Annotated in this window: 24 protein-coding genes, 2 tRNA genes and 1 riboswitch; of the genes, 14 read left to right on the forward strand and 12 right to left on the reverse strand. The window is 36.6% G+C overall.

What is annotated here, in order from left to right:
* The first annotated feature begins 194 nt into the window (after positions 1-194).
* Both GOQ16_RS13470 and GOQ16_RS13475 read left to right on the forward strand, forming a co-directional pair.
* Positions 195-2,957 carry a bifunctional aconitate hydratase 2/2-methylisocitrate dehydratase gene (locus tag GOQ16_RS13470; RefSeq protein WP_160069761.1) on the forward strand — a complete coding sequence of 921 codons (2,763 nt, stop codon included), beginning with the start codon at positions 195-197 and terminating at the stop codon, positions 2,955-2,957.
* A 245-nt stretch (positions 2,958-3,202) separates the two neighbouring features.
* Positions 3,203-5,467: an aconitate hydratase gene (locus GOQ16_RS13475; protein WP_160069780.1), complete on the forward strand. Its 2,265-nt coding sequence runs from the start codon at positions 3,203-3,205 to the stop codon at positions 5,465-5,467.
* Positions 5,468-5,539: 72 nt separating this feature from the next.
* Here the strand turns inward: GOQ16_RS13475 and GOQ16_RS13480 are convergent, their stop codons facing one another.
* Together GOQ16_RS13480 and GOQ16_RS13485 are read right to left on the reverse strand one after the other, a co-directional pair.
* Positions 5,540-6,739, reverse strand: a complete 1,200-nt coding sequence (locus GOQ16_RS13480; RefSeq protein WP_317163818.1) for an MFS transporter — start codon at positions 6,737-6,739, stop codon at positions 5,540-5,542.
* Between the two features lie 160 nt (positions 6,740-6,899).
* On the reverse strand, positions 6,900-7,568 hold the full coding sequence (locus GOQ16_RS13485; RefSeq protein WP_160069762.1) for a DUF937 domain-containing protein: 669 nt from the start codon (positions 7,566-7,568) through the stop codon (positions 6,900-6,902).
* 61 nt (positions 7,569-7,629) lie between these two features.
* Here GOQ16_RS13485 and GOQ16_RS13490 point away from each other — a divergent pair, with 61 nt between their 5' ends.
* A complete protein-coding gene (locus GOQ16_RS13490; protein WP_160069763.1) occupies positions 7,630-8,739 on the forward strand; it encodes a DUF2891 domain-containing protein in 1,110 nt (369 codons plus the stop codon).
* 216 nt (positions 8,740-8,955) lie between these two features.
* Here GOQ16_RS13490 and GOQ16_RS13495 read toward each other — a convergent pair whose 3' ends face one another.
* Positions 8,956-9,225, reverse strand: a complete 270-nt coding sequence (locus tag GOQ16_RS13495; RefSeq protein WP_149913295.1) for a 5-oxoprolinase — start codon at positions 9,223-9,225, stop codon at positions 8,956-8,958.
* Between the two features lie 68 nt (positions 9,226-9,293).
* Positions 9,294-9,389: riboswitch (SAM-I-IV-variant riboswitch) on the reverse strand.
* A 150-nt stretch (positions 9,390-9,539) separates the two neighbouring features.
* Here GOQ16_RS13495 and htpG point away from each other — a divergent pair.
* From htpG to GOQ16_RS13520, 5 genes are all read left to right on the forward strand, one after another.
* Positions 9,540-11,429 carry a molecular chaperone HtpG gene (gene htpG / locus GOQ16_RS13500; RefSeq protein WP_160069764.1) on the forward strand — a complete coding sequence of 630 codons (1,890 nt, stop codon included), beginning with the start codon at positions 9,540-9,542 and terminating at the stop codon, positions 11,427-11,429.
* A 115-nt stretch (positions 11,430-11,544) separates the two neighbouring features.
* Positions 11,545-11,618: transfer RNA gene (locus tag GOQ16_RS13505), tRNA-His, on the forward strand.
* Between the two features lie 231 nt (positions 11,619-11,849).
* Positions 11,850-11,923: transfer RNA gene (locus tag GOQ16_RS13510), tRNA-His, on the forward strand.
* Positions 11,924-12,002: 79 nt separating this feature from the next.
* Complete coding sequence (locus GOQ16_RS13515; RefSeq protein WP_160069765.1) at positions 12,003-12,353, forward strand: hypothetical protein; 351 nt, start codon at positions 12,003-12,005, stop codon at positions 12,351-12,353.
* The gene (locus GOQ16_RS13520) at positions 12,341-12,604 is read left to right on the forward strand and encodes a hypothetical protein (protein ID WP_160069766.1); all 264 of its coding nucleotides are present in this window, start codon (positions 12,341-12,343) and stop codon (positions 12,602-12,604) included. The genes GOQ16_RS13515 and GOQ16_RS13520 overlap by 13 nt, the downstream gene beginning before the upstream one ends.
* Positions 12,605-12,627: 23 nt before the next feature.
* Here GOQ16_RS13520 and GOQ16_RS13525 read toward each other — a convergent pair whose 3' ends face one another.
* On the reverse strand, positions 12,628-13,188 hold the full coding sequence (locus GOQ16_RS13525) for a YqgE/AlgH family protein (protein WP_160069767.1): 561 nt from the start codon (positions 13,186-13,188) through the stop codon (positions 12,628-12,630).
* A 139-nt stretch (positions 13,189-13,327) separates the two neighbouring features.
* Here GOQ16_RS13525 and pdxH point away from each other — a divergent pair, with 139 nt between their 5' ends.
* From pdxH to GOQ16_RS13545, 4 genes are all read left to right on the forward strand, one after another.
* Positions 13,328-13,981: a pyridoxamine 5'-phosphate oxidase gene (gene pdxH / locus GOQ16_RS13530; protein ID WP_160069768.1), complete on the forward strand. Its 654-nt coding sequence runs from the start codon at positions 13,328-13,330 to the stop codon at positions 13,979-13,981.
* Positions 13,978-14,475, forward strand: coding sequence for an NADH-quinone oxidoreductase subunit C (locus GOQ16_RS13535; protein WP_160069769.1), 498 nt, complete (start codon positions 13,978-13,980; stop codon positions 14,473-14,475). The genes pdxH and GOQ16_RS13535 overlap by 4 nt, the downstream gene beginning before the upstream one ends.
* Before the next feature lies 1 nt (position 14,476).
* A complete protein-coding gene (locus tag GOQ16_RS13540) occupies positions 14,477-15,670 on the forward strand; it encodes an NADH-quinone oxidoreductase subunit D (protein ID WP_160069770.1) in 1,194 nt (397 codons plus the stop codon).
* A gap of 232 nt (positions 15,671-15,902) precedes the next feature.
* Positions 15,903-17,189 (forward strand): PDZ domain-containing protein, encoded by a 1,287-nt coding sequence (locus GOQ16_RS13545; protein ID WP_160069771.1) that lies wholly within the window; start codon positions 15,903-15,905, stop codon positions 17,187-17,189.
* Positions 17,190-17,230: 41 nt separating this feature from the next.
* Here the strand turns inward: GOQ16_RS13545 and GOQ16_RS13550 are convergent, their stop codons facing one another.
* The 7 genes from GOQ16_RS13550 to GOQ16_RS13580 form a co-directional block, all read right to left on the reverse strand.
* On the reverse strand, positions 17,231-18,793 hold the full coding sequence (locus GOQ16_RS13550) for a carboxylesterase/lipase family protein (RefSeq protein ID WP_160069772.1): 1,563 nt from the start codon (positions 18,791-18,793) through the stop codon (positions 17,231-17,233).
* A gap of 179 nt (positions 18,794-18,972) precedes the next feature.
* Positions 18,973-20,361, reverse strand: coding sequence for a Gfo/Idh/MocA family protein (locus GOQ16_RS13555; RefSeq protein ID WP_160069773.1), 1,389 nt, complete (start codon positions 20,359-20,361; stop codon positions 18,973-18,975).
* 206 nt (positions 20,362-20,567) lie between these two features.
* Positions 20,568-21,722: a molecular chaperone DnaJ gene (dnaJ, locus tag GOQ16_RS13560; RefSeq protein ID WP_160069774.1), complete on the reverse strand. Its 1,155-nt coding sequence runs from the start codon at positions 21,720-21,722 to the stop codon at positions 20,568-20,570.
* A gap of 11 nt (positions 21,723-21,733) precedes the next feature.
* Positions 21,734-22,333 (reverse strand): nucleotide exchange factor GrpE, encoded by a 600-nt coding sequence (locus tag GOQ16_RS13565; protein WP_223225132.1) that lies wholly within the window; start codon positions 22,331-22,333, stop codon positions 21,734-21,736.
* Positions 22,334-22,415: 82 nt separating this feature from the next.
* The gene (locus GOQ16_RS13570; protein WP_160069775.1) at positions 22,416-23,096 is read right to left on the reverse strand and encodes a cell division ATP-binding protein FtsE; all 681 of its coding nucleotides are present in this window, start codon (positions 23,094-23,096) and stop codon (positions 22,416-22,418) included.
* A gap of 5 nt (positions 23,097-23,101) precedes the next feature.
* Positions 23,102-23,305 carry a fructose-6-phosphate aldolase gene (locus GOQ16_RS13575; protein ID WP_149913281.1) on the reverse strand — a complete coding sequence of 68 codons (204 nt, stop codon included), beginning with the start codon at positions 23,303-23,305 and terminating at the stop codon, positions 23,102-23,104.
* A 60-nt stretch (positions 23,306-23,365) separates the two neighbouring features.
* Positions 23,366-24,379 carry an acyl-CoA reductase gene (locus GOQ16_RS13580; protein ID WP_160069776.1) on the reverse strand — a complete coding sequence of 338 codons (1,014 nt, stop codon included), beginning with the start codon at positions 24,377-24,379 and terminating at the stop codon, positions 23,366-23,368.
* 165 nt (positions 24,380-24,544) lie between these two features.
* On the opposite strand from GOQ16_RS13580, the gene GOQ16_RS13585 reads away from it, so the two are divergent.
* Together GOQ16_RS13585 and GOQ16_RS13590 are read left to right on the forward strand one after the other, a co-directional pair.
* Positions 24,545-24,895: a 4Fe-4S binding protein gene (locus GOQ16_RS13585; RefSeq protein WP_160069777.1), complete on the forward strand. Its 351-nt coding sequence runs from the start codon at positions 24,545-24,547 to the stop codon at positions 24,893-24,895.
* 107 nt (positions 24,896-25,002) lie between these two features.
* On the forward strand, positions 25,003-26,451 hold the full coding sequence (locus GOQ16_RS13590) for a dicarboxylate/amino acid:cation symporter (protein ID WP_160069778.1): 1,449 nt from the start codon (positions 25,003-25,005) through the stop codon (positions 26,449-26,451).
* 178 nt (positions 26,452-26,629) lie between these two features.
* Here the strand turns inward: GOQ16_RS13590 and GOQ16_RS18155 are convergent.
* A partial coding sequence (locus GOQ16_RS18155; RefSeq protein WP_160069779.1) for an IS3 family transposase occupies positions 26,630-26,793 on the reverse strand: 164 nt, incomplete at its 5' end.

The following is a 26,793-nucleotide window of genomic DNA, read 5'->3' on the forward strand; positions in this document are numbered from 1 at the left end:
TGGTTATTATTAGCAGTTGATTTTTAGTACTTTTGCTCCCGAATTTATTTGCTGTTTAAGGATAAATTATTCAGTATTAGTGGGTAGTAGGAGCTATAAGTTGAAACGTAATGTTCAATATAGTTATAGCTTATTTTATTAAACTTACGGTAGTGACGGATAATCGAACCTACCTTTAATTAAGAAAATTATATATGAGTATTTACAACGAATACGTACTAGAGGTTGTAGAACGCGAAGGACAAGGATTAAATCCAAAGCCGATTGATGGAGCTGAGCTTTTGAGCGAAGTAATTGCGCAAATTAAAGATGTTAATAATGAGCACAGAGTTGAATCTTTGCGTTTATTTATTTACAACACATTGCCAGGTACTACACCGGCGGCAACTGTCAAAGCTCAATTTTTAAAAGAAATTATTTTAGGCCAAGAAGTAGTTGCGGAGATTACTCCAACTTTCGCATTTGAGTTATTGTCTCATATGAAAGGTGGTCCTTCAATTAAAGTTTTGTTGGATATCGCATTGGGTACGGATGAAACTATTGCAAAGCAGGCTGCTGAAGTTTTGAAAACACAAGTTTTCTTGTATGATGCAGATACTGCACGTTTGAAAGAAGCTTATGACTCGGGTAATGCAATTGCAAAAGATATTTTAGAAAGTTATGCAAAAGCGGAATTCTTCACAAAATTACCTGAAGTTCCAGAAGAAATTAAAGTTGTAACATATATAGCTGCAGAAGGTGATATTTCTACGGATTTATTGTCTCCAGGAAATCAAGCGCACTCGCGTTCGGATCGTGAATTGCACGGTAAATGTATGATTACGCCAGAAGCTCAAGAGGAAATTAAAGCTTTACAAGCGCAATACCCTGATGCTAGTGTGATGTTGATCGCAGAAAAAGGTACAATGGGTGTAGGTTCTTCACGTATGTCAGGTGTGAATAACGTTGCTCTTTGGACTGGTAAACAAGCATCTCCATACATTCCATTCGTGAATATGGCTCCTATTGTAGCAGGTACAAATGGTATTTCACCTATTTTCTTGACGACTGTTGACGTTACTGGTGGTATCGGTATCGATTTGCAAAACTGGGTTAAGAAAACGGATGAGAATGGTAACGTAGTTCGTGATGAGAACGGTGATGTAGTTTTAGAACAAGCTTATTCGGTTGAGACAGGTACTGTATTAACTATTAATACTAAAACTAAAAAATTATACAACGGTGGAGTTGAACTGAAGGATATTTCTAAATCTTTCACACCACAAAAATTAGAATTTATCAAAGCTGGTGGTTCTTACGCTATCGTATTTGGTAAAAAGATACAAACTTTCGCTGCTCAAACATTAGGTATCGAAGCACCTCAGGTGTTTGCGCCAGCAAAAGAGGTTTCAGTAGAAGGTCAAGGCTTAACTGCTGTTGAGAAAATCTTCAACAAAAATGCAGTAGGTGTTGCTCCAGGTAAAACATTACACGCTGGTTCTGATGTTCGTGTGAAAGTAAACATTGTCGGTTCTCAAGACACTACAGGTTTGATGACAGCACAAGAGTTGGAATCTATGGCAGCGACTGTTATTTCACCTAGTGTAGATGGTGCTTACCAATCTGGTTGTCATACTGCATCAGTATGGGATAAAAAAGCGCAAGCGAATATTCCTAAATTGATGAAATTCATGAATGAATTTGGAGTAATCACAGCTCGTGATCCTAAAGGTGACTACCATGCGATGACGGACGTTATTCACAAGGTGTTGAATGACATCACTATCGACGAATGGGCTATCATTATCGGTGGTGACTCGCACACTCGTATGTCTAAAGGTGTTGCTTTTGGTGCTGACTCTGGTACTGTAGCCTTAGCTTTAGCGACAGGTGAAGCGTCTATGCCAATTCCTGAGTCTGTGAAAGTTACTTTCAAAGGTCAAATGAAAGAGCACATGGATTTCCGTGATGTGGTACATGCTACTCAATTACAAATGTTGCAACAATTCGATGGCGAAAACGTATTCCAAGGTCGTATCATCGAGGTGCACATCGGTACATTGTTAGCGGATCAAGCCTTTACATTCACTGACTGGACTGCAGAGATGAAAGCAAAAGCTTCAATCTGTATTTCTCAAGATGAGACTTTAATTGAGTCATTAGAAATCGCTAAATCACGTATCCAAATCATGATTGATAAGGGTATGGATAATCATAACCAAGTATTACAAGGTTTAATTGATAAAGCAAACAAACGTATAGCTGAAATTCGTTCAGGTGAAAAACCAGCATTACAACCAGATGCTAATGCAAAGTATTATGCAGAAGTTGTAATTGATTTGGATATCATCGACGAGCCAATGATTGCTGACCCAGACGTAAACAACGCTGATGTTTCTAAACGTTATACACACGATACTATCCGTGATTTATCGTTCTACGGTGGTGACAAAAAAGTTGATTTAGGTTTCGTTGGTTCTTGTATGGTGCACAAAGACGATTTAAAAATCGTTTCGCAAATGTTGAAAAATGTGGAGGCACAAAAAGGTTACGTTTCTTTCAATGCGCCATTGGTAGTTGCAGCACCAACTTACAACATCATTGATGAGTTGAAAGCTGAAGGTGATTGGGAATTTTTACAAAAATACTCAGGATTCGAATTCAACGATGCAATGCCAAAATCAGCAGCGCGTACGGAATACGAAAATATTCTTTACTTAGAGCGTCCTGGATGTAACTTGTGTATGGGTAACCAAGAAAAAGCAGCAAAAGGGGATACGGTAATGGCTACTTCAACACGTCTTTTCCAAGGTCGTGTAGTAGAAGATAGAGATGGTAAAAAAGGTGAATCTTTATTAGCATCTACGCCAGTAGTAGTATTGTCAGCAATCTTAGGTCGTATTCCAAGTATTGAAGAATACAAGTCGGCTGTAGAAGGTATCAACTTGACTAAATTCCAACCAATATCTACAAAGTAGATTTAGGCGTTGACTACAATAAATTAAGGCTATTCTAATTTTAGAATAGCCTTAATTTTTATAACTAAAGTTCAATTTAATTGTTGTTTATCATTAGAGGATTAGTATTAATTAGGTAAATATTTATTAATCTTAATGCTTAGAATTATTTTAAATTAGGTATATGACATTTACACAACCTATTTTTTAGAAATAAATAGTAAATTGTAATGTCAATTTTAGAATTAAATTATAATAATACAGATATGGCTTTTGATATAGACATGATTAAGAAAGTTTATTCGCAATACGATGAGCGCATCAATGCTGCGCGTCAAGTTGTGAATAAACCGTTGACACTTTCAGAGAAAATTTTGTACGCACACCTTTGGGACGGAAATGCGACGGAAACTTATGAGCGTGGAAAATCTTACGTGGATTTTGCACCAGACCGTGTTGCTATGCAAGATGCTACAGCACAGATGGCATTATTGCAATTCATGCAGGCTGGTCGCGCTAAGGTAGCAGTACCTTCTACAGTGCATTGTGATCACTTGATACAAGCAAAAGAAGGTGCGGAGAAAGATTTGTCACGAGCAAAGAACGAGAGTTCGGAAGTTTTCAACTTCTTAAGTTCTGTTTCAAACAAGTACGGTATCGGTTTTTGGAAACCTGGTGCGGGTATTATTCACCAAGTCGTATTAGAAAATTATGCTTTTCCGGGTGGTTTAATGATCGGTACGGATTCTCATACCGTAAATGCTGGTGGTCTTGGAATGGTTGCTATCGGTGTTGGTGGTGCGGATGCTTGTGATGTGATGGCTGGATTACCTTGGGAACTTAAATTTCCGAAGCTTATCGGTGTAAAGTTGACGGGTAGATTATCAGGTTGGGCTGCACCCAAAGATGTTATCTTAAAAGTTGCAGGTATATTGACTGTTAAAGGTGGTACTGGCGCTATTGTAGAATATTTTGGTGATGGTGCAGAGTCGTTATCGTGTACTGGTAAAGGTACAATTTGTAATATGGGTGCTGAGATTGGCGCAACAACTTCAACTTTCGGTTACGATGAATCTATGGAACGTTATTTACGTGCTACAGGGCGTGCTGAAGTTGCTGACGCGGCAAATTCAATCAAACATCACCTAACAGCTGACGCTGAAGTTTATGCAAATCCAGAGCAATATTTTGATCAAATAATAGAAATCAATCTTTCGGAGTTAGAACCATCATTGAATGGGCCTTTTACACCAGATTTATACACCCCAGTTTCGCGTATGCGTGAAGAGGCATCTAGAAATGGGTGGCCTACGAGAGTAGAATGGGGTTTAATAGGTTCGTGTACTAACTCTTCTTACGAGGATTTGGCACGTGCTGCTTCCATCGCTAAACAAGCTATAGATAAAGGCTTGGTGACAAAGGCTGAATTTGGTATCAACCCCGGTTCCGAGCAGGTGCGTTATACAGCAGATCGTGATGGTTTGTTGAAGACTTTCGAAGATTTGAATGCAACTATCTTTACGAATGCTTGTGGTCCATGTATTGGTATGTGGGATCGTGCAGGAGCAGAGAAGCAAGAGAAAAACACAATTGTACACTCTTTCAACCGTAACTTTGCGAAGCGTGCCGATGGTAACCCAAACACGTATGCATTTGTTACTTCTCCAGAAATGGTTGCTGCTATTGCTATATCAGGGGATTTAGGTTTCAATCCTGTTACAGATACATTGACAAACTTAAATGGTGAACAAGTGAAATTGGATCCACCTACAGGCGATGAATTGCCTGCAAAAGGATTTGATGTAGAGGACGCAGGCTATCAAGCTCCAGCGGAAGATGGTTCTTCGATTTCGGTAGATGTATCACCAACTTCTGATCGCTTGCAATTGCTAGAGCCATTCGCAGCTTGGGAAGGTACAGACTTGACTAGTCTGAAATTATTAATCAAGACCAAAGGTAAAACTACCACTGATCATATTTCAATGGCAGGTCCGTGGTTAAAGTATCGCGGTCATTTGGATAATATTTCCAATAACTTATTAATCGGTGCTGTTAACTTTTTCAATGATAAAACAGATAATGTTAAAAATCAATTAACAGGTGAATACGGTGCAGTGCCTGCTACGCAACGTGCGTACAAAGCTGCTGGCATAGGTTCAATCATTGTTGGTGACGAAAACTATGGTGAAGGTTCTTCACGTGAGCATGCTGCAATGGAACCACGTCACCTAGGTGTTCGTGCTGTTTTAGTGAAATCATTTGCACGTATCCACGAGACAAACTTGAAGAAACAAGGCATGTTGGCGCTTACGTTTGTAAACAAAGATGATTACGACAAAATCTTAGAAAATGATTCCATCGATATTGTAGGTTTAACAACTTTTACTCCGAATACACCATTGACGCTTGTGCTTAATCATGAGGATGGTACGAAGGATGAAATCTTAGCTAACCATACGTACAATGCACAACAAATCGAGTGGTTTAAAGCTGGTGGTGCATTAAATATTATCCGTAGAAATCAAGGTTAATAAAACTGTTTTATATACAAAAAAGGCCCGATGGAAATTTTTCATCGGGCTTTTTTATTAATCTTGAATTTTTTAAGCTTCTTGGAGAATTTTGGAAGTTTTCAATTCGGGAGTTGAGCTTTTCAACTCTACTTTCACTAAGAATACATACGTTAGAATTGCGCCGATACTAGCCATGACAACACCAACCAACGATGGATAATTGTATGTAAAACCGTAAATAATTGGGATTGCACCTAAATAAGCACCAATAGAATTTCCAATATTAAATGCTGCTTGTCCTGCCGATGCAGCAAAAGTTTCAGCGCCTTTTGCATTATTAATAAGCATCATTTGTAAGGATGGCGCAATACTAAACGCAATCATACCTGTAATAAATGCCATTGGATAAGCAAGAATCGTGATATGTGCAATGAAGAATAGAACAAGTAAGCATGTAGCCATTGCTAAGAAACATGCAATAGCTGCTTTACTAGGTGAAAGTGTGTCAGCTACCTTACCACCCAATAGATTTCCGACGCACATCCCAGCGCCTATTAATATCATAATAATAGAAACATTACCTTCGGCAAGTCCAGAAACAGTCGTCACTAATTTTGCAATATAGCTTATCCAAGCAAATAAACCACCCGTTCCAATTGAAATAATGGCAATAATAAGCCAAGCATCCCAACGTTTGAAGTAGTTGATTTGTTTCTTTATATTACTGGTTTTATCTGCTGGGAAATTTGGCATCCATAAATAAATGGTCAAGAAAGTAAGAAGACCAAGTAAACTAATCACCCCATAGGTGATGCGCCAGTCGTAATAATGACCAATATAAGTACCTAATGGTACGCCCGCGAGATTAGCTAAGGTCATTCCTGTGAACATTATAGATATGGCTTGTGCTTCTTTTCCTGGTTTTGCTAATTTAGCAGCTACAACTGAACCAATTCCAAAAAAAGCTCCATGAGGTAATCCAGAAACAAATCGTGATACAAACAAACTCCACTGATTAGGCGCAAAAGTGAATATTGCATTGAAAACGAAGAACAAAAGCATTAAAAAAAGCAAAACATTTTTAGCAGGATATTTTGAGGTAGCTGCGACAAGTGTAGGGGCGCCTACAACTACACCCAATGCATATAAACCTATTAAATTACTTGCTGTGGGAATATCGATATTGACATCTTTTGCAATATCCGGTAGAATACCCATCATGGTAAACTCTGTCATTCCGATGGCCAAGCCACCAAATGCTAGAGCTATTAACCCTTTGTTAATTGACATATAAACTATTTTTGACGCTACAAAGGTAGGGAATTAATCTGAAATAATTGTGTCACAAAGGTTTACTTATTGTAAAAAGTACACTTAGTAATTCTTGAATTAGATACCATGAAAAAGTCAATTCTATATTAAGAATTGACTTTCAATTAATATTTAATATTTACTTTCCAAACATTCTGGCTAAGGAATCCAATATAGAACCTTTTTTACTGTTATCATTTCCTTGGTTGAAAAATTCTCCCGCCAAATCCGCTAAACCTTCTAGATCTCCCGAAGAGGTTGATTGAGCTTTATTGCTGCCGCCTCCCAAAACACTTCCAATAATGGATCCTAAAATTCCACCACCACCAGAAGGATTGGATTGGCCTCCACCTAATACATTGCCTAACAAATCACCAATTCCGCCACCCGAAGATTCTTGTTGTTTCTGTTTGCCCAAATAGCCCATTACGATTGGAGCGAGAATTGCTAAGGCTCCACCTATTTTATCTGCAGAAAGCCCTGTTTTTGTAGCTAAATTGTCTTTAACTACTTCTGTGTTTTTTCCAAACATGTGGTTCACAATTTTATTGTCATCCTCAGAAGGACCATTTCCAAATAAATTCCCAATCTGATCGAAAATGCCGCCGTTGTGTTTTTCAAGAGCTTGATTTATGCCTTCCTCTTTTTCTTTGCTTTTTTTAGAATTGTAATTCAATGCTGCAATCATTAATGGCACTGCTGCTGCTACAACCCATTTTGCCTTACTTTCATCAATGTTTAGCGTTTTAGCAACAAGGTTAATAGCTTTTGATCCTATTCCTCCAGTAATCAAATCCGTAATATTCATGTTTTTAGTTTATAAAATTGTTTATACTTTTATTATTGTCATTAACACATAAATCTAACAAATGAAAATTCAAGTTGTTTCCGCTTTTGCCATTACCGTCTCATTATCTTTTTTCAGTTGTAGTCAAAATCCTGCAACATCAACACATACGTCAGATTCGACGAGTGTTTTAACGCTGACACAAGAGCAGGCAAAAGGAATTTTTGAATTGCCTATACACTGTCTCGAGGTAGAATATCCCAATAAATTAGGACAAGTATTAGGTTCTGATTCTGATTTACAATCACCGAAGAATTTGCGCCCAATATTTTACGGTTGTTTTGATTGGCACTCCTCTGTACATGGTTTTTGGTCGATTGTTGAATTGATGCAAAAATATCCTGCGTTAGATGCTGATGGTAAAGTTAGAAAAGTGCTTAATGCGCATATTACGCCTGAAAATGTTGCGGTTGAATTAGCATTCTTTAACGATTCAAATAATAAAAACTTCGAACGTACTTACGGATGGGCTTGGCTTTTCAAATTGCAAGAGAGTCTGTCGAAATGGAATGATGCTGATGCACAACGTTGGAAGTCTAACTTACAGCCACTTGTAGATTTATTAGTCCAACGTTATAAAGAATATTTACCAAAACTAGTTTATCCGATTCGCGCAGGACAACATGACAATTCAGCTTTTGGATTGTCTTTATCTTTGGATTATGCGCGTTCGGTAGGAGATCGTGAATTTGAAAATGTAATCCTAGAACATGGAAAACGTTTATTCAAAAAAGATGTGAGTTGTGATTTAGCTTACGAACCAAGTGGGTATGATTTTCTTTCGCCATGTCTTGAAGAAGCCTATTTTATGTCAAAAGTGTTGGAAGGGGATATTTACAGAAATTGGTTGAAAAAATTTATGCCATCATTGTTTGCTAAAGATTTTGAGCTCAAGCCCGCAATCGTAAAAGATCGTTCGGATGGAAAATTGGTTCATTTGGATGGATTAAATTATAGTAGGGCAGCATGTCTATTTGGTATTAGTCAAAAAGTCGGGGAACTTGCTCATTTAAGAAAAATAGCAAATGAGCATATTAATTTTTCATTGCCGAATCTTTCTGCACAAGATGATTATATGGGTTCGCATTGGTTAGGAACTTTTGCGTTGTACGCTTTATCGCATGCGAATTAAAAATTAAAATGGGGAAAAGTAAAAATTAAAAAAAGTATTGAGCAATGAGTGTTGCGTATTGAGGAATTGGAAATAGTTTTTCAGAAGTAATGTCGTAATTTTTATTTCTCAATTAACAATTTTCAATTCTCTATTATCAACAAAAAAGAGACGAATTGCGTCTCTTTTTGCATAATCTTCTGGCAAAAGATTTTAAAATTATTGTTGTAGAAAAATTTAATACGCTAATGGAACAAGTGTATTATCTTCCAAGCGTACAGGAACAGATTTTACGGTTGTAAAACCATCATCTTTGGATATAATTTGCGATAAATCAATTCCTTTGCGCGAAAAGGCGGTGATAATAGCTGTTCTAAATGTTGCTTTTGCTGAACCCCAACCTTGACCTTTTACGGTTTCATTATTAAGCTGAATAAGCTCTTCAATCGAATAATTACTGAATTTTTCGATTAAGTGTTGATACAAGTGGACTGTTGTGTTTGACATACAATTTAAAATTTAAAGGGTTAAACCATAAATTGTATCCAGAAACTCTAAGGGTAAATAAGCGTTGTAAAAAACGTTTATTTTGGCACGAAAACCCGTATTATCTTACCACCGCGGTGACTGCACTCGGTTGGTATTGCATGCTACAATTCTGAATACTCTACAAATATAGTAGACTTTATTTTAAATTTCATAATAAAATTAAAATATTTTCATTTTGACACTTTTTCTGTCAAAATGTCTTAAAGAATTCTTTTGGAACGTACCTTGATAAATCTTATGCGTAAAATTTAAACTGAAAAAATTAAAAATATATGAGCACAGAAAAAGGCACTATTTCGATTCACACCGAGAATATTTTTCCGGTTATCAAAAAATTCCTTTACTCAGACAATGAGATATTCCTACGTGAGTTAGTTTCCAACGCGGTTGATGCTTCTCAAAAAATTAAACGTCTTTCATCATTAGGTCAGTTTAATGGCGAAGTGGGTGAGTTGGTTGTTGATGTAAAATTTGATGAAGAAGCAAAAACGATTACCATTTCGGATAATGGTATTGGTATGACGGCTGATGAGATCAAAAAATACATCAATCAAATTGCATTCTCTGGCGCTACAGAATTTATGGAGAAATTCAAAGAGGCTAATGATGCAAATGAAATCATCGGTAGCTTTGGTTTAGGTTTCTACTCGGCATTTATGGTGGCGGACAAAGTAGAGATTGACTCTTTATCTTATCAAGATGGGGCTGAGGCTGCACACTGGGTATGTGATGGTAGTACATCCTATGAAATATCAGCGGGTAGACGTACGACACGTGGTACAGATGTTATCCTACACATCAACGAAGATTCAAAAGAGTTCTTAAGCAAATTCAGATTACAAGAAATTTTAGATAAATACGCTAAATTCTTACCTGTACAAGTTCGTTTCGGAACAAAAACATCTTCTGAGCCAGATGGTGAAGATGAAGAAGGTAAACCAAAATACAAATCGGTAGAAGTTGATAATATTATCAACAATACCAATCCAGCGTGGACAAAAGCGCCTTCGGAATTAAAAGACGAAGATTATTTGGCTTTCTACCGTGAACTGTATCCAAATACATTTGACGAGCCTTTATTCTGGATTCACTTGAATGTAGATTATCCTTTTAACTTAACTGGTATTCTATACTTCCCTAAGATCAAGAATGAATTAGAAATCCAACGCAATAAAATCAAATTGTACTCACGTCAGGTATTTATCACGGATGAGGTGAAGGATATCGTTCCTGAATATTTGATGTTGTTGCACGGTGTGATTGATTCGCCTGATATTCCGTTGAACGTATCGCGTTCATTCTTGCAAGCGGATGGCAATGTAAAGAAAATCAGCAATTATATTACGAAGAAAGTAGCTGACAAATTGCAAGAAATCTTTAAAACAGATCGTAAAGGTTTTGAAGAAAAATGGAACGACATCGGTTTATTCATCAAATACGGTATGTTAAGCGAAGAGAAATTTGCGGAGAAAGCGAATGAATTCTGCTTGGTAAAAAATACCGAAGGTGAAAACTATACGATCAAAGAATACTACGAAAAAGTAAAAGATATCAATGCGGACAAAGACGGGAATATTGTTTACCTATACACCTCGGATGCCGCGCAACAAGATGGTTTTATCGCCAATGCGAAAGCAAAAGGTTATGATGTATTAGTATTAGACGGGCCGCTTGATACGCACTTTGCAGCATACTTAGAGCAAAAAGGTGGCGAGAAAGTGCAATTGAAACGTGTCGATTCTGATGTTGTTGACAAGTTAATCCAAAAAGATGAAAAAATTGAATTAATACTATCTGAAGAAGAAAGCAAAAAAGCCTCTGAACTATTTACAAAAGCAATCAGCCGTGCGGATATGAATGTACAGGTAGAAGCTTTAGCAGCGGATGAATTGCCTGTGTCAGTGACTTTGGATGAGTTTATGCGTCGTATGAAAGATATGGCTAAAACTGGTGGTGGTATGGGCTTTTATGGCAATTTACCAGACAACTATAAAGTAACAGTGAATGGCAACCATCCATTAGTAAAACGCATCGTTGAAAGCTCAGAAGAAGAAGCTGAAAAATTAGCAAAACAAGCTTTTGATTTGGCTTTATTGTCCCGTGGATTGCTTACTGGAGCGGATTTAACTTCGTTTGTTAAGCGTAGCGTAGATATGATTTAATCAGCTCGTAAAAATAATGGCTTAATCCTCATTATGTTATTGCATAATGAGGATTTTTTGTATAGAATTATTTGCATAGAATAGGGTTTTATACTACTTTTGTAGCACAAACACGGTAGGTATAGCTCAGTTGGTTAGAGCACTAGATTGTGGTTCTAGGGGTCGTGGGTTCGAGCCCCATTACTTACCCGCTTCTAAAGGCTTCTCAGTAATGAGAGGCTTTTTTCATTAGTATTAGCATAGATATTATCTTAAGCGAGATTTAACTATATAATTTTATACTATCTTATTAATCTCATTGAAAATTGAGTCATTCATTTTATTTGTGTTTACTAAAAAAGATGATTTTTTTGTAATAAATATTTGAATCCATATTTGCAATAAAACCATTTTTTACTATCTTTGCGACATCAAAATTTGGTAGGTATAGCTCAGTTGGTTAGAGCACTAGATTGTGGTTCTAGGGGTCGTGGGTTCGAGCCCCATTACTTACCCATAAAGCTTCAAGTTTTCTTGAAGCTTTTTTTGTATATAATAATCTTAATTCATAACTTAAGTGTGTAAAATTAAATTATGAAGAAATTATTTTTTGTTTTATTATTCTTTTTACCATTCCTAGGTCTAGCTCAAGAAAAAGAATCCTTACAAGATATTCTCGAAACACTTAAAAAGCAGGTCGTTATCGATAGTGCTGATAAATCCATAATTGTTATTTTAGATATGTTATTCGAGGAGGGTTTACAAGCTGATATACCTAATTATTCGGCAGTGACTTTAAAAGAATTTCAGGATATTTATAATGATCCTCATTTGAAAAATATGCACGTAATGGCGTTATTCATGATGTACCAAAATCATATTACGCAATATGCCCAATCGGGTAATTCAGATCAAAATATCAAGTTGAAATTATGGAATTACTGACACATGAATCAAAAGAAATTTTTGGGAAGATTCCTGTTATATTTTATATCTATCAAGTGGAAGCCTATAATTCTGCTAAAAATTTTGGTGAAGCAGGGCGGATATTAAAAGAAGCAAGGACAATTTATCCCAATGCAATTCCTCTAAAAGTGTACGATTATTTGAATACTAAGGATGATAACTTAAAAAATGAAATAATTCAAAATCATGCGAACCACTGGCTGGTCAAGCAAACAAAAATTCAAGATTAGGCAGCATAATCGTATTGATAACATTAATTTAAATTTGGGCTCTTGGGGAAATTTGCAACATGCGCATATTTAGGACCTAAACTTATCAAAGCTTGTTTCCAAAGATCTTCACCGTCAGTTATGAAGGTAAGTTCGGTACTGAATTTGTTGTGCACTGCCCAAGAATTTTGGTTGATTTCATCGTTTAATTGTCCTTCTGCCCAGCCTGAATAACCTAGAAAAAACTTGATTTCATCAGTAGATAGTAGACCTTCATTGATGAGTGTAATAGCCAAATCAAAATCGCCACCCCAATAAGCATCTTGAAAGATATGCGTCCCATCTGTAATCTTATCAAAAGCGCGATGTAAAAAGAATATAGCATTATTTTGAACTGGACCGCCAATATAAAGTGGGAAATCGACTACCTCAACATCCATGACATCTGATAATAAAAGTTGTGACCGGTGATTAAGAACCATTCCAACAGTGCCATCTTCATTGTGTTCACATAGTAATACTACTGAACGTTCAAAGTTCGGATCCAACATAAATGGTTCGGATAACAATAAACTGCCTTGTTCTGGGGTGTGCTCATTAAACATAGTGGCTTCCTGTCTTTTGTTTTATTAAAACTACAAAAAAAATGATAAGCCAAAGATAAAAAACAGATATTTAATCGACTTTGTAGGTAGATATTTATAACGCTTTTAGTAAGTTTGTGCTAAAGTTAACGAAGGATTCATGGCGATAGAACATAAAGATATAGCAGCAATTCGGGAAGATTATTCTAAAGGTGTATTGACAGAAAAGGATACGTTAGAAAATCCATTTGGCCAGTTTCAACTGTGGTTTGATCAAGCTTTGGCTTCTGCTGTTTTAGAACCGAATGCCATGGTATTGGGTACCATCAACAAGTTGGGCTATCCATCTACGCGTGTTGTTTTGCTTAAAGATCTTAAAGCTGATGGCCTAAGTTTTTTTACGAATTATCGTAGTCAAAAAGGTCAAGATATTGAGCAAAATGCGAAAGTAAGCCTGTTGTTTTTTTGGGGAGAATTGCAGCGTCAGGTGCGGATTGAGGGAGAGGTTAGTTTTTTAACAGATGAAGATTCTGACGAATACTTTGCTTCACGACCAAAAGGTAGTCAAATTGGCGCTTGGTCTTCACCGCAATCACAAATTATTGCTGATCGATCAATACTTGAAAATCGTGTTGAAGAAGTAGAACAGCAGTTTAAGGAGTTGTACGATATTCCAAGACCTGAATTTTGGGGTGGTTATCTGGTTAAGCCTGTACGTTTTGAATTTTGGCAAGGTAGAAGCTCGCGTTTGCATGACCGAATCGTATATAGTAAAGAAGGGGATTCTTGGGTAAAAAATAGATTAGCACCATGATAGAAAATTTAGTTAAAGATTTACAACAAAGATTTGATGCAACTAAAATCCAAATCGTAGAAGGTACGAAGCAGCATACTATTGTGGTGGATGCGTCGGTATTGGTGAAAGTTTGTCTTTATTTACGCGACTCATCAGCTTACTACTTTGATTTCTTGGCTAATATTACAGCTGTGGACTATTTTCCCGAAAATCGTTTCGCAGTGGTGTATCATTTGGCTTCATTACCGTACCAAACCCAGTTGACCCTGCGTGTAGAATTACCTGTAGCTAACCGTGACGCAGATAATTTGCCTGAGGTTCCTTCCGTTAGTGCTGTATGGCGTACAGCTGATTGGCATGAACGCGAAGCATTTGATTTAATGGGGATTTATTTTATGGATCACCCTGATTTACGACGCATTTTATTACCCGATGATTGGGAAGGTTTTCCATTGCGTAAAGATTATCAAGATGCTGAATATTATCACGGAATTCCAATAAAAGGACAATAATATGCTGGAAAAATATAACCAAGCCTATCAAAGATACATTGATAAAATTGCTAGTGTCGGTTCGACCGAAATGGTGATAAATATGGGACCTCAGCATCCCTCCACTCACGGTGTTCTACGGCTGGAACTGATCACAGATGGTGAAATAGTCAAAGATATTGTGCCACATTTGGGATATCTGCATCGTTGTTTTGACAAGCATGCGGAGTCTATGAATTATGTTAAATCTATTCCTTTCACTGATCGTTTGGATTATTTGGCATCGATGAATAACAGCCACAGTTTTGTGATGGGTGTAGAGCGAATGCTTGGGATCGAAGATAAATTGCCTAAGCGAGTAGAATACATTCGTGTCTTAGTGTGTGAATTGAATCGTATAGCCTCGCATTTAATTGCAATTGGAACTTACGGTATTGATATTGGTGCTTTTACTCCTTTCTTATGGTGTTTTCGCGATCGCGAACACATAATGAACATGTTGGAATGGGCTTCAGGATCTCGTATGCTATACAACTATATTTGGGTTGGTGGTTTGTTTTATGATTTACCTGTTGGTTTTGAAGAGCGTTGCAAGGATTTTGTGAAATATTTCAAACCGAAGTTGGATGAATTGGACGAGTTGCTTACAAACAATGAAATTTTTATTCAACGTACGGCAAATATTGGCGTTTTGCCTGCTGATGTTGCGATCAATTACGGATGTTCGGGGCCAATGTTGCGTGCAAGTGGTATCAAATGGGACTTGAGGAGGGTAGAAGGCTATTCTGTATATCCCGAATTGGAATTTGAGATTCCGGTAGGAAAAGGAAGCATGGGAACGCTCGGCGACTGTTGGGATCGCTATAAGGTACGTGTTGACGAAGTGCGTGAATCGCTTAAAATAATCGAACAATGTATTGATCGACTAATGTCGGACTTTGCGCGTTTGCCGGATTTCGATCCGCGTGCGTTGGTTCCTAAAAAAGTCAATTTGAAATCCCAATCGTATTATGTACGTGCAGAAAATCCGAAAGGAGAGTTGGGTTTCTATTTTGAGACATTAGACAAAACAGACATTCCAAGGCGTGTGAAGGCGCGTGGACCAAGTTTTAATAATTTATCTGTTCTACCCGAATTGGGTAAAGGTGTTTTAATAGCTGATTTAATAGCCATATTAGGATCCATTGATATTGTTTTGGGTGAAGTGGATAGATAATGAATAAAAACGCAAAAAAACGCATAATAAATTTGCATAGTAAACTAAATTATGTATTTTTGTAGTCTCATAATTTAAGTTTATAATTGGTTAATAGGAGAGTTTATCGCAGCCCTGCGGTAGGCTCTTTCTTTTTTGCTAGATACTGTAGTCAATTTTTTTTATATTCAATTGTTTAAATGAGTGTAAATTTATGAGACCGCTGCTTATATTTCTTTTCTATATAGTGTATATGCAGTCGAATTATGCCCAACTCTGGCATTTGCCCGATGAGAAGAAAAAGGAAACAATTCCATTTGAATTAATTAATAATATGATCATTGTTTCTGTCAAACTGAATACTGAAACATTGTCATTTATTTTGGATAATGGGGTCAAGGAAACTCTTTTATTTGGAGAGGTTGACTCTTTGCGACTCAAAAATACTTCAGCTTTTTATTTTCAAGGATTTGGAGTAGGTCAACCCATAAAAGGATTGATGTCTCGACACAATGTATTAGAGGTAGGAAATATTGTAGACACAAGTCATCATCTGTATGTCATTACGGACACCGCTTTTAATCTTTCTAAAAATATCGGTGTTCATATTCACGGTATATTGGGAAGCTCATTTTTTAGAAATAACGTATTAGCGTTAGATTTCATCAAAAAGAAAATTAGTTTTTCTAGGGATGTGAATGATTTGGATGTAAAACTTTCAAAATATAAATCTTATCCGATTTCTATTGAAAACGACCGTGCATACACATTTGTCGCACTTAAAGCAGGCAATCAATCCTATGAACAACAAAAGCTATTGCTAGATCTAGGGAATTCGGATCCCATGATGCTTTTTGAGCGTGAAATGCATGATTACACTATTCATAAACCCTTTATACGCGATTACCTAGGCTTTGGATTTAATGGCGCTGTCTTTGGTTTGAAGAATAGGATTGATGCAATGACGCTAGGCGATTATACGGTGAGTCTTCCAATTGTTTCTTACCCAGATAGCTTAAGTTATGATTCCAATAAATTAGCTAAGAGTAGAGTTGGTTCTGTGGGGAATCAGATTTTGAGTAGATTCTACGTCATATTTGATTATCCCAATAGCACAATTTACCTATGTACAAATAGAAATTTTCGAAAGCCCTATACAATTGATATGAGTGGATTAGAAATTGTACATGAAGGTTTTGAGTTTGTAAAACATCGAATAACAAATTTTTCGAGAGGCACAGAGCAAGGCGGTACAACCATTAATTTCAGTACTGAAGTTAATTATTTGATTGAATTGCATGCGAATTATGTGATTGATCAGGTTCGTCCTAATTCTCCTGCCGAAAGAGCAGGCGTAAGAGTTGGAGACAAGTTACTTCGCATAAACGGTCGTAAGGTCGGTAAAATGAAATTGCAGGATATTAAACAAAAATTGCAAGCTGGACAGGACAAGTCAGTACGAATTGAAATTGAACGAGCCGACCATAAAAAAATATTAGAATTTAGATTGGAAGATCCGTTGGCGATTATAAACAACTAATTAGGAAATCAGTTCTCCTAATTAGTTGCAAAATATAAAGGTTAATTGAGTGGTTTCATAAACTGCATTAATGCTTTATCGTGATTGTTTACTATTCTAGATTCGGTATCAAAATACATAGTAACGCCATTTTCTGCTGTATATGCATCCCATTTAGGCAATACACCATCTACATTTGGATTCCCATGTTTTGCGAAATTGATCCAAGCTGAACTCATTTTATCCGAGAGTTTCCAAGCTTCATCCGTATTCCCTGTCCAGTCTGGTCTTAAATCTACATTATAAAATGCTAATGGAATATCAAGACCGTGGAAAGAACCTTTAGTAGAATCTTCAACGCCACTTTTCCATGCTAAGAAGTATGCGTATACAGGGGCAGTAGTTTCTTTGGATCTTGCATCTGCTGTACGAATGGTGTAAGGTCTAAATACTACATCAACAGATAATAAATCTTGTGGAGTGAAGTCCGGATAAGCAGCTTTATAAAGTTCGACAAATTCATCTGTTTTTTCACCGTATGTTTTTTCAAGACGTTTTTTCGCTTCCTCTAATGTTAAATTCTTTTCAGCATATGCTACAGGCATCATTTCATTTAAAGTAGAACCAATCAATACAGGTATATCTTTTGAAATATCTGTAAATCCAGGACTAAACGGTTGTTGTAATAACACATCACCATCAGCTGAAGGAGCAAAGCCAAACATCATGGATGACCCAGGTATGCGCGGTCCACCATTTAGTTGTTGTATGGCTTCATTGCCTGCTTTAACAAGTCTAAAATAGTCGACAGTATCCAGTTTGTTAAGCTCATTGTTTCCTATTCCTAGTTTTTCTAAGACAGCTTTGCCAAGTGCTTGTGATTTTTCTTTATTCATCGTATTCACGATAGTACCACTTTGGATAATTGCTTTGTGAAATAAGCCTTTTGCTGAAGGCATACACATTAATGTGCCCACTTTACCGCCACCACCTGATTCACCTACAATAGTGACATCATCTGGATTTCCACCGAATTCAGCAATATTATTTTTTACCCATTCCAATGCTTTTACAATATCTAACATTCCCGCATTTGCAGAATGTGCGTATTTGTTGTCAGCAGCAGATAAGTCCAAAAATCCTAAAATATTAAGACGGTGGTTTACTGATACAAATACGATATCACCTTTTTTTGCCATTGCCTCACCATAGGTCATTGGGTCATTACTACTTCCGACGAAAAATCCGCCACCGTGCAACCATACCATTACCGGTCTTTTTTTCTTGTCTTTAAGACCTTGCGTCCACACATTTACACTGAATAAATTCTTTTCATCCATTGTAGAATCTGGAATCCAAGCAACAATTTGTTTAGCCACAGGTCCAAAATTTTCACATGCTAATGTGTCATTCCATTTCTCTGGATCTTGGGGTGTTTGAAAACGTTCTGCTTTGGCATAAGGAATTCCCTTAAATGCAAAGACTGTGTCTTGATAAGTTCCTTTTACGATACCATGTGTCGTTTTGACTACGGGCTCAGTTGTACTCGTATTAGAACCACATGCTGACAACAAACAAGCGGTAAAAAGTACAAGCAAACCAAATAAATAATTTGATTTTTTCATAGAAATAAGTTTATGTTTTTCAATTGGTTATTGAACGGCAAGAAATGAAAAAGTAAGGAATAAGAGTAGCCTTTTTTAATAAAATATGGGTAAGAATGTAAAATTTGGAATGAGAGGGAGTATTGCAGAAAATACCCCAAAATTATTTTGAGGTATTTGTAATTTTTGTTTCTGTTCATCTAACCTTTTGATGGTTTAATGCTAGTGAGGTCACCAATTTTAATTGGTTTATTTTGTTCAATACTTTTACGTGCGGCGATTCCTACTAATATGGACATTACACCGTCTTTTAATCCTGCGGTATGACGATAAGGGTCTGCAGCATTAGGTGTTTTGAATAAGTAGTCATGCATGCGTTTGTCTCCACCTCCGTGTCCTCCTCGTTCTGCAATAACATTTATGACACTATAATCTTCCCGATTTTTATACAATATAACAGGATCAGACGTTTGATCATCGGCTAAATTTTGGTTCATTTCTTTTGCGTGCAAATCTTGCTGATTGAATTGCTCATTTTTTAAGAAGGGAATATCCAACCATGCTTCAATACGCCCTTTATGACCATTAAATGCAATTTTCCATCCTTCATAAGGAGAATATGTAGTCAATGAATAATTCACTACAGCATTGTTCGCGTATTTTATCTGCGCAGACATTTTATCGTATATGTCAATCTCATTTCTGTAGACACATCCGTCTCTGAAATAACCGTCATGATTTTCATTATCTACGTACAATCTCATATCTTGATTGGACTTCGTAATATCCCAATAATATTTACATGAAGTTTTGTGTGCACATGATCGACAATTTGTACCTCTAAAAGGTCCGTTTTTTCCATAATGTTCTAATGAACCATATGCAAAAACTTCTTCAGGATCAGAATCCAGCCACCAGTTCAATAAGTCGAAGTGATGTGTTGCTTTGTGCACCCACAATGAGCCTCCTTCATTCATCAATCCATGCCATCTTCGGAAATAGGATGCCCCATGATGTACATTGAGATACCAATTAAAATCAACGGATGTGACATCACCAATAGCGCCATTTTGAATGAGTTCCTTTATTTTTGTCATATACGGTCCCCATCTGTAATTGAAGCCTACGATCAATTTTTTATTGGATCTCTTTTCTGCATCTATAATTCTTTGGCATTTTTTTTCATCAGTAGTCAATGGTTTTTCGGTAAGTACATCACATCCAAAATCTAAACCTTTCACAATGAATTCATCGTGATTGGAATCTTTTGTACACACAATTACTAAGTCTGGTTTCTGATCAAGTAACATTTTGTCAAAATCTATATACGTATTGCAACTTACACCCATATACGATTTAGCATACTTTAATCGGCCAGGATTCGAATCGGACAAACCAACAAATTCTAATTTATCCTTGTATTGCTCAATTAGTCTTTTACCCCAAAAAGTTATTCCTCGGATTCCAGTTCCGACCAATACAACTTTAAGTTTTTTAGATTGTGAAAATCCAATTAAAGGGCTTGTCATCGCTGCACCAGCTGCTAACATACTCAAAGAGTACAGAAAATCTTTACGTGAATGTCTCATAAGATAGGTTTTTATAAAAATATAATATTAACATCTATTAAGTCAATGCTTTAATGTAAAATTAATGTCTCATTTGCATGTAGGGAAATAACACTATTTGATTTAAGAATGAATTATCTGAAGATTTTTTGAGCTTTTTTAAAATAAAAATCCCTCAAAAGCATCAAGCTTATGAGGGATTTTTGATTGAATCATGTATATAATTCTTACTCGAAGTATTCTTTTATTCTTTCGAAGAATGATTTTTCACTCTTACCTGGCTGTGGCTTGAAATTAGAAGAACCTTTAAGTTTTTCTAAGATCTCACGTTCTTCTGAAGATACCGCTTTTGGTGTCCAGATATTTACATAAATCAATTGATCACCTTTGTGGTAAGAATTGACTTCTGGAATACCTTTTCCTTTTAGACGTAATATTTTACCGCCCTGTGTTCCTGGATCGATTTTAATTTTAGCTTTACCATCTATAGTCGGTACTTCAACACTTGTACCTAATGCTGCGTCAGCGAAATTGATGTATAGATCATAAATCACGTTGACACCATCACGTTTCAGTGATTCGTGAGGCACTTCTTCAACTAATATAATCAAGTCACCCGCAATACCACCACGAGGAGCTGCATTACCTTTGCCACTCATCGACAATTGCATACCTTCGCTCACACCAGCAGGGATGTTGATAGAAATTGTTTCTTCGCCTCTTTCTAAACCATCACCACGACAAGTTGTACATTTTGCTGTGATTTCAACACCTTCACCGTTACAAGTAGGACAAGTGCTTGTTGTTTGCATTTGACCTAAGATTGTATTGGTTACGCGTCTTACAGATCCTGCACCGCTACATGTTTTACACGTGTAGAATGAAGATTTGTCTTTCGCACCAGAGCCATCACAAGTTTTACAAACGATTTGCTTATTTACTTTAACTTTTTTCTCGACACCTTTGGCAATTTCTTCTAAAGTCAATTTGACTTTAATACGAAGATTCGTGCCTTTTTGCACACGACGACCACCACGTGATCCGCCACCACCTCCGCCAAAGAAACTTTCGAATGGATTACCACCACCAAAAATATCACCAAATTGGCTGAATATGTCATCCATATTCATGCCACCACCAGCACCGCCAAATCCAGCAGAATTGCCCGCATGACCGAATTGATCATAACGCGCTTTTTTATCCGCATTACTTAATACTTCGTAAGCTTCAGCCGCCTCTTTAAATTTTTCCTCTGCTTCCGCATTATCCGGGTTTTTGTCCGGGTGATACTTAATGGCTAACTTACGGTATGCCGATTTTATTTCTGCAGCGTCAGCTTGGCGTGAGACACCAAGTACGTCATAATAATCTCTCTTTGACATCGAATTTTATATTATTGTCCGATTACCACTTTCGCGAAACGGATTACTTTATCATTTAACGTATAACCTTTTTCCACCACATCAATAACTTTATTTTTCATGTCTTCCGATGGGGAAGGAATAGCCGTTATTGCTTCTTGAAAATCAGCATCGAACGTTTCACCAACTACATTCATTTCTTTCAAACCTTCGTTTTCCAAGATTTTTCTGAACTTACTGTTAACTAATTCAACACCTTGTTTTACAGATTCCACATCTTGCGCTGTAGACATCGCATTCAGTGCTCTATCAAAATCATCCAAAACAGTTAATAATTTTGAAATCACTTTTTCACCTGCTGTTGAAATCAATTCTACGCGCTCTTTAGAAGTACGCTTTTTATAATTATCAAATTCAGCAAACAAACGCGCAAATCTGTCATTTGTCTCAGCTAATTGATTCGTTAGAATCTCTTCTTGTGATAATTCAGCAACTTCTTCCTGCGTCTCTTGCTCTTGATTGTTTTCGTTTTGTTCTAAATTCTCGTCTTGAATGTTCTCTTTTTCGTTCATCATCACACTATTTTTTAGATATTTGAATAGCTCAAATACTTTTACCAATAATTTTGCCATTATAAAAATATCCGACACCTTGTCAGTGTTTGCTGTGTCAACACTTCCAAAATGTCGGATTACATTAGTTTTGTCAGTTTATTTATATACTTACGTTGTCGTGCAGGGCGCCATCTGCCGTTTTTATTATACGGGATGGCATGTTGCGAATGATTTGGTAATCGTGTGTCGCCATCAATACAGCAGTGCCCGATGCAGCAATGTCACGTAATAATAATACAATTTCTTCGGAAGTAGAAGGGTCTAAGTTTCCTGTAGGCTCATCCGCAAGAATAATCTCAGGGTCATTCAACAAGGCTCTGGCGATTACGATACGCTGCTGTTCACCACCCGAAAGTTCGTGTGGCATCTTATGCAATTTAGAACGTAAACCTACTTTTTCCAAAACATCAATCATCTTGTTTTGGATCAATTTTTTGTCTGTCCAGCCCGTTGCTTTCAAAGCAAATTCTAAATTCTTCTCGATGCTACGGTCATTCAATAAGTGAAAATCTTGGAATACGATTCCTAACTTACGACGTAAGAAAGGAACGTCATTTTCTTTTAATTTTTTCAAATCAAAACCTGCCACCAATCCTTCGCCATCGGCGATATGAAGTTCGCCATAAATTATTTTCAATAATGAACTTTTACCCGATCCCGATTGACCGATTAAGTAAAGGAATTCACCATTTCCAATTTCTAATTTGACATTCGAAAGGACTAAATGTTTTTGTTGGTATATATCTACGTTTTTAAGACGTATAACTGTATTGCTTGCCATTTATATTAAAGTTCAATTTTTTTAATTTGACCAAAAGGTAACTCTTGAACAATTTTCATGATTTCTTCAGCTTTGTCTTCCAGACCAATTTTAACTAAAGATTTGTCAGGTCTATCAACTCTGAAATATGCCAATAAAGTAAATGCATCATCACGCAATTGCACATAATCAGGGATTTTAGCTACACCTTTTACTTTTATCACATACATAGATAACAAAGTTAGAATTTTTTACCAATTGCGTATCACTCAAACGCTAATATTTAACTTTTATTGATTATCTGCCAAAAATTGTAATGTATTGACACCGTCCGCATAATCATCTAGCGCTGGACACTGGCTGCCACCTAATGAAAATAGGGGAGTTTCAATATTTAATGAAGCGATGGAAGTCACGCATTGAATATTTTCTTGACGTGAATTGATGTAATCCTCTACCTCAGAGAGGCTTTCATATTCTTGATAAAAAATTACCGCCAAAGGTGAAGCTATGTTTTCATCTTTCTTCAATAACAAAAATCCATTATCGTAATGCTTGTCTCCATTAACTAAATAGATTGATTTATTATAGTCGTAATTGTTGTTGTATTTGTAATGATCTCGTATGGGGCTATATTGTTCGATTGCTTCGAAGAATGTAGCTATAGGGTATTCGTTCGGGATGAATATTTTGGAAACCGAACGACAACCTAATCCGAAATAATCAAATATATCATCGCCTAACTTGGACAATTGTTCACTATTTTCTTCGCCAGTCAATACCGCAATAGAATTTCTGTTTTTGCGAATGATATGAGGTTTTTTACCAAAATAATATTCAAAATAACGCGCGGTATTATTAGAGCCAGTCGCAATAACCAAATCAAAATTCGCCAAACGTTCAACGATCTGAATTTGATTTTGGAAGCGAGGTTCGATTTCCATAAGCTTATTCAAAACTAGGGTACTTAAGCCTGCATCATCCGAGGAAAGTTTAATTTGTGCTGTAAAACCTAGAATTAATGTAGAAAGTACATCGTGAAAACCAACCAACGGAATATTCCCTGCTAATACTAATCCTACAACATTTGAAGTATTTGTTACGTTATAAGGAGCAGTCCAAGCCTCTAGTTTATCCGTATTAAGATTTTGTCCCAATGCTTGAAACTGTTTTAATACGTTTTCTTTTGTATACCAAGGGTTACGATTCTGAATGCTTTCGATGCGCCAAATAGTGTCTTGATCTAATTGGAGCATCCATTCTCCCAACTTTTCAAATGCCTTAATTCTATCGTTCTTTGTCAAAATATGTTATTTAGAATAATTCTGATAATTTTTTGCTTTATCTTTGTTTTGTCAAATAAGTAGAAAGCCTACTAGATTTGTATACTTTTATTATGAAAGTTCAAATTCGATTTTTACTTTTGACGTTACAAAATTAGTTTATTTATTATAATTGTGAGGTTATAAATGGCGATAAAAATTACTGACGAATGCATTAATTGTGGGGCTTGTGAGCCTGAATGTCCAAATAATGCGATATATGATGCTGGTGTTCCTTGGAAATTTTCAGATGGAACGTCTTTGGATGGTGTGATTGACTTCGGAGACGGTGTTACTATTGATGCTTCTGCATCTCAAGATGCTGTATCTGACGAGGTTTACTATATTGTTTCTGACAAATGTACGGAGTGTGTTGGTTTCCATGATGAGCCACAATGTGCAGCTGTATGTCCTGTAGATTGTTGTGTAGAGGATGAGGATGTGGTAGAATCAGAAGAAGAATTATTAGCTAAGAAAGCTTGGTTACACGCTGAGTAGCATGTATATAAAGATTTTATTTAAAGGCACGATTAACTAATCGTGCCTTTTTTGTTTGTGTTACTTAGGTATTTTTATATTTTTGTTGAACATTAAAATTCTACTAAATGTCAAAAAAGAACGTAGGTTATGTAATGCTGATTACAATAACCATTGCCATTATTATCACCTTATTGTACGAATTTAATCTAGTTGCGTTTTCTCCAGATGTTATGGTAGCGGTTCGATGGATTTCAGCTGCTGTGTTGACATTGAATGCTTTGGTAAGGAGAAATCTGACAACTTGGATATTGACCTGTCTAGTTCTCGGCGTATTTGTGGGCTTGGATTTTCCCAATTTGGCAATCTCTATGCAGCCCCTTAGTCAGGGATTCATTAAGTTGGTAAAAACCATTGTTGGACCAATCTTATTTGCAACATTAGTTTTTGGTATTGCGGGGCATTCTGACTTAAAGTCAGTTGGACGTATGGCTTGGAAATCAATGTTGTATTTTTTCTGCGCTACGACCTGTGCGATTTTCATTGGGCTTGCGGTTATTAATATCACAGAAGCAGGTGTCGGCATAGATGTAGCAAATATGCCGCATGAAGAACTGCCAACTACATCCGCGGTATCAGCTGCTGACGAAAAAGCATTGACACATATCAGTGAAAATGTGCATTGGGTGTATAAATTTAATGCATTTGTGCGCGATACATTTCCAGAGAACATCGTTAAATCTGTGTATGAAAACAAGGTTTTGCAGATTGTAATTTTCGGGGTGTTATTTGGTATTGGATTGGCTATGGTGGAGGAAAAAAAGCGTAAACCTTTAGTCGATTTTACCGAAAGTCTTTCTGAAGCCATGTTTAAGTTTACGAATTTAGTCATGCTTTTTGCGCCAATCGGCGTTGGAGCAGCGATGGCTTATACCGTAGGTCATCTCGGGGTAGACATACTCAAGAACTTATTTATGCTGTTAATGAGTTTGTATATCGCGCTGTTAGCTTTCTTGTTTTTAATTTTATTGCCAATTGCTTTATACTTGAAGGTTCCTCTAAAGAAGTTTATTGAAGCTATAAAAGAACCAGTGTCAATTGCATTTGCAACGACAAGTTCGGATGCTGCATTACCAAAGGCAATGGAAAATATGGAACGTTTTGGTGTGCCGCGGAAAGTTGTGTCTTTTGTAATTCCGACAGGATATAGTTTCAATTTGGATGGAACATCGTTGTATCTTTCATTGGCATCAATATTCGTTGCACAAGCGGCAGGAATTGATCTTAGCATTGGTCAGCAATTAATGATTGCATTTACCTTAATGATTACATCCAAAGGTGTAGCTGCTGTACCTCGTGCATCATTGATCGTATTGATTGCTACTGCAGATCAGTTTGGTTTGCCGACATTCGTTATTGCTGCGATATTGGGTATTGATGAATTAATGGATATGGCACGAACTTCAGTAAATGTGATTGGTAACTGTTTGGCTACTGTTGTAGTGTCCAAATGGGAAGGCGAATTTGACGAGACGGCTTCGCAAGATCCTGAGTTTTTGACTAAACCTATGGACTAAAACTATTTAATCTTCCTGAAACGTGTTTAATTCGTAGATATATAGTATAAAAATACCAGCTAAGCACTTAGCTGGTATTTTAGTTGTGCGCCCGGCATGGGCGATAACTCTAGGGTGCAAGTCCCGAACACGCCATTACAGTTGGAAGTGGAATTGCAACTAAAAAGTGGAGACAATTTTAAGCTACCATTCTTCGATTTTGATTTAAGTATTTTTCCATTAGATTAGGGGTTAAATCACCTATAGCGGAATGTATTCTTTTATCATTATAAAAGCCCTCTATGTACTCAAATATTTTCAATTTTGCGATTTCTCTATTTTCAAATTTGTAATGATATACAA

The sequence above is a fragment of the Sphingobacterium bovisgrunnientis genome, from assembly GCF_009829085.1.
Classification (GTDB): Bacteria; Bacteroidota; Bacteroidia; order Sphingobacteriales; family Sphingobacteriaceae; genus Sphingobacterium; species Sphingobacterium bovisgrunnientis.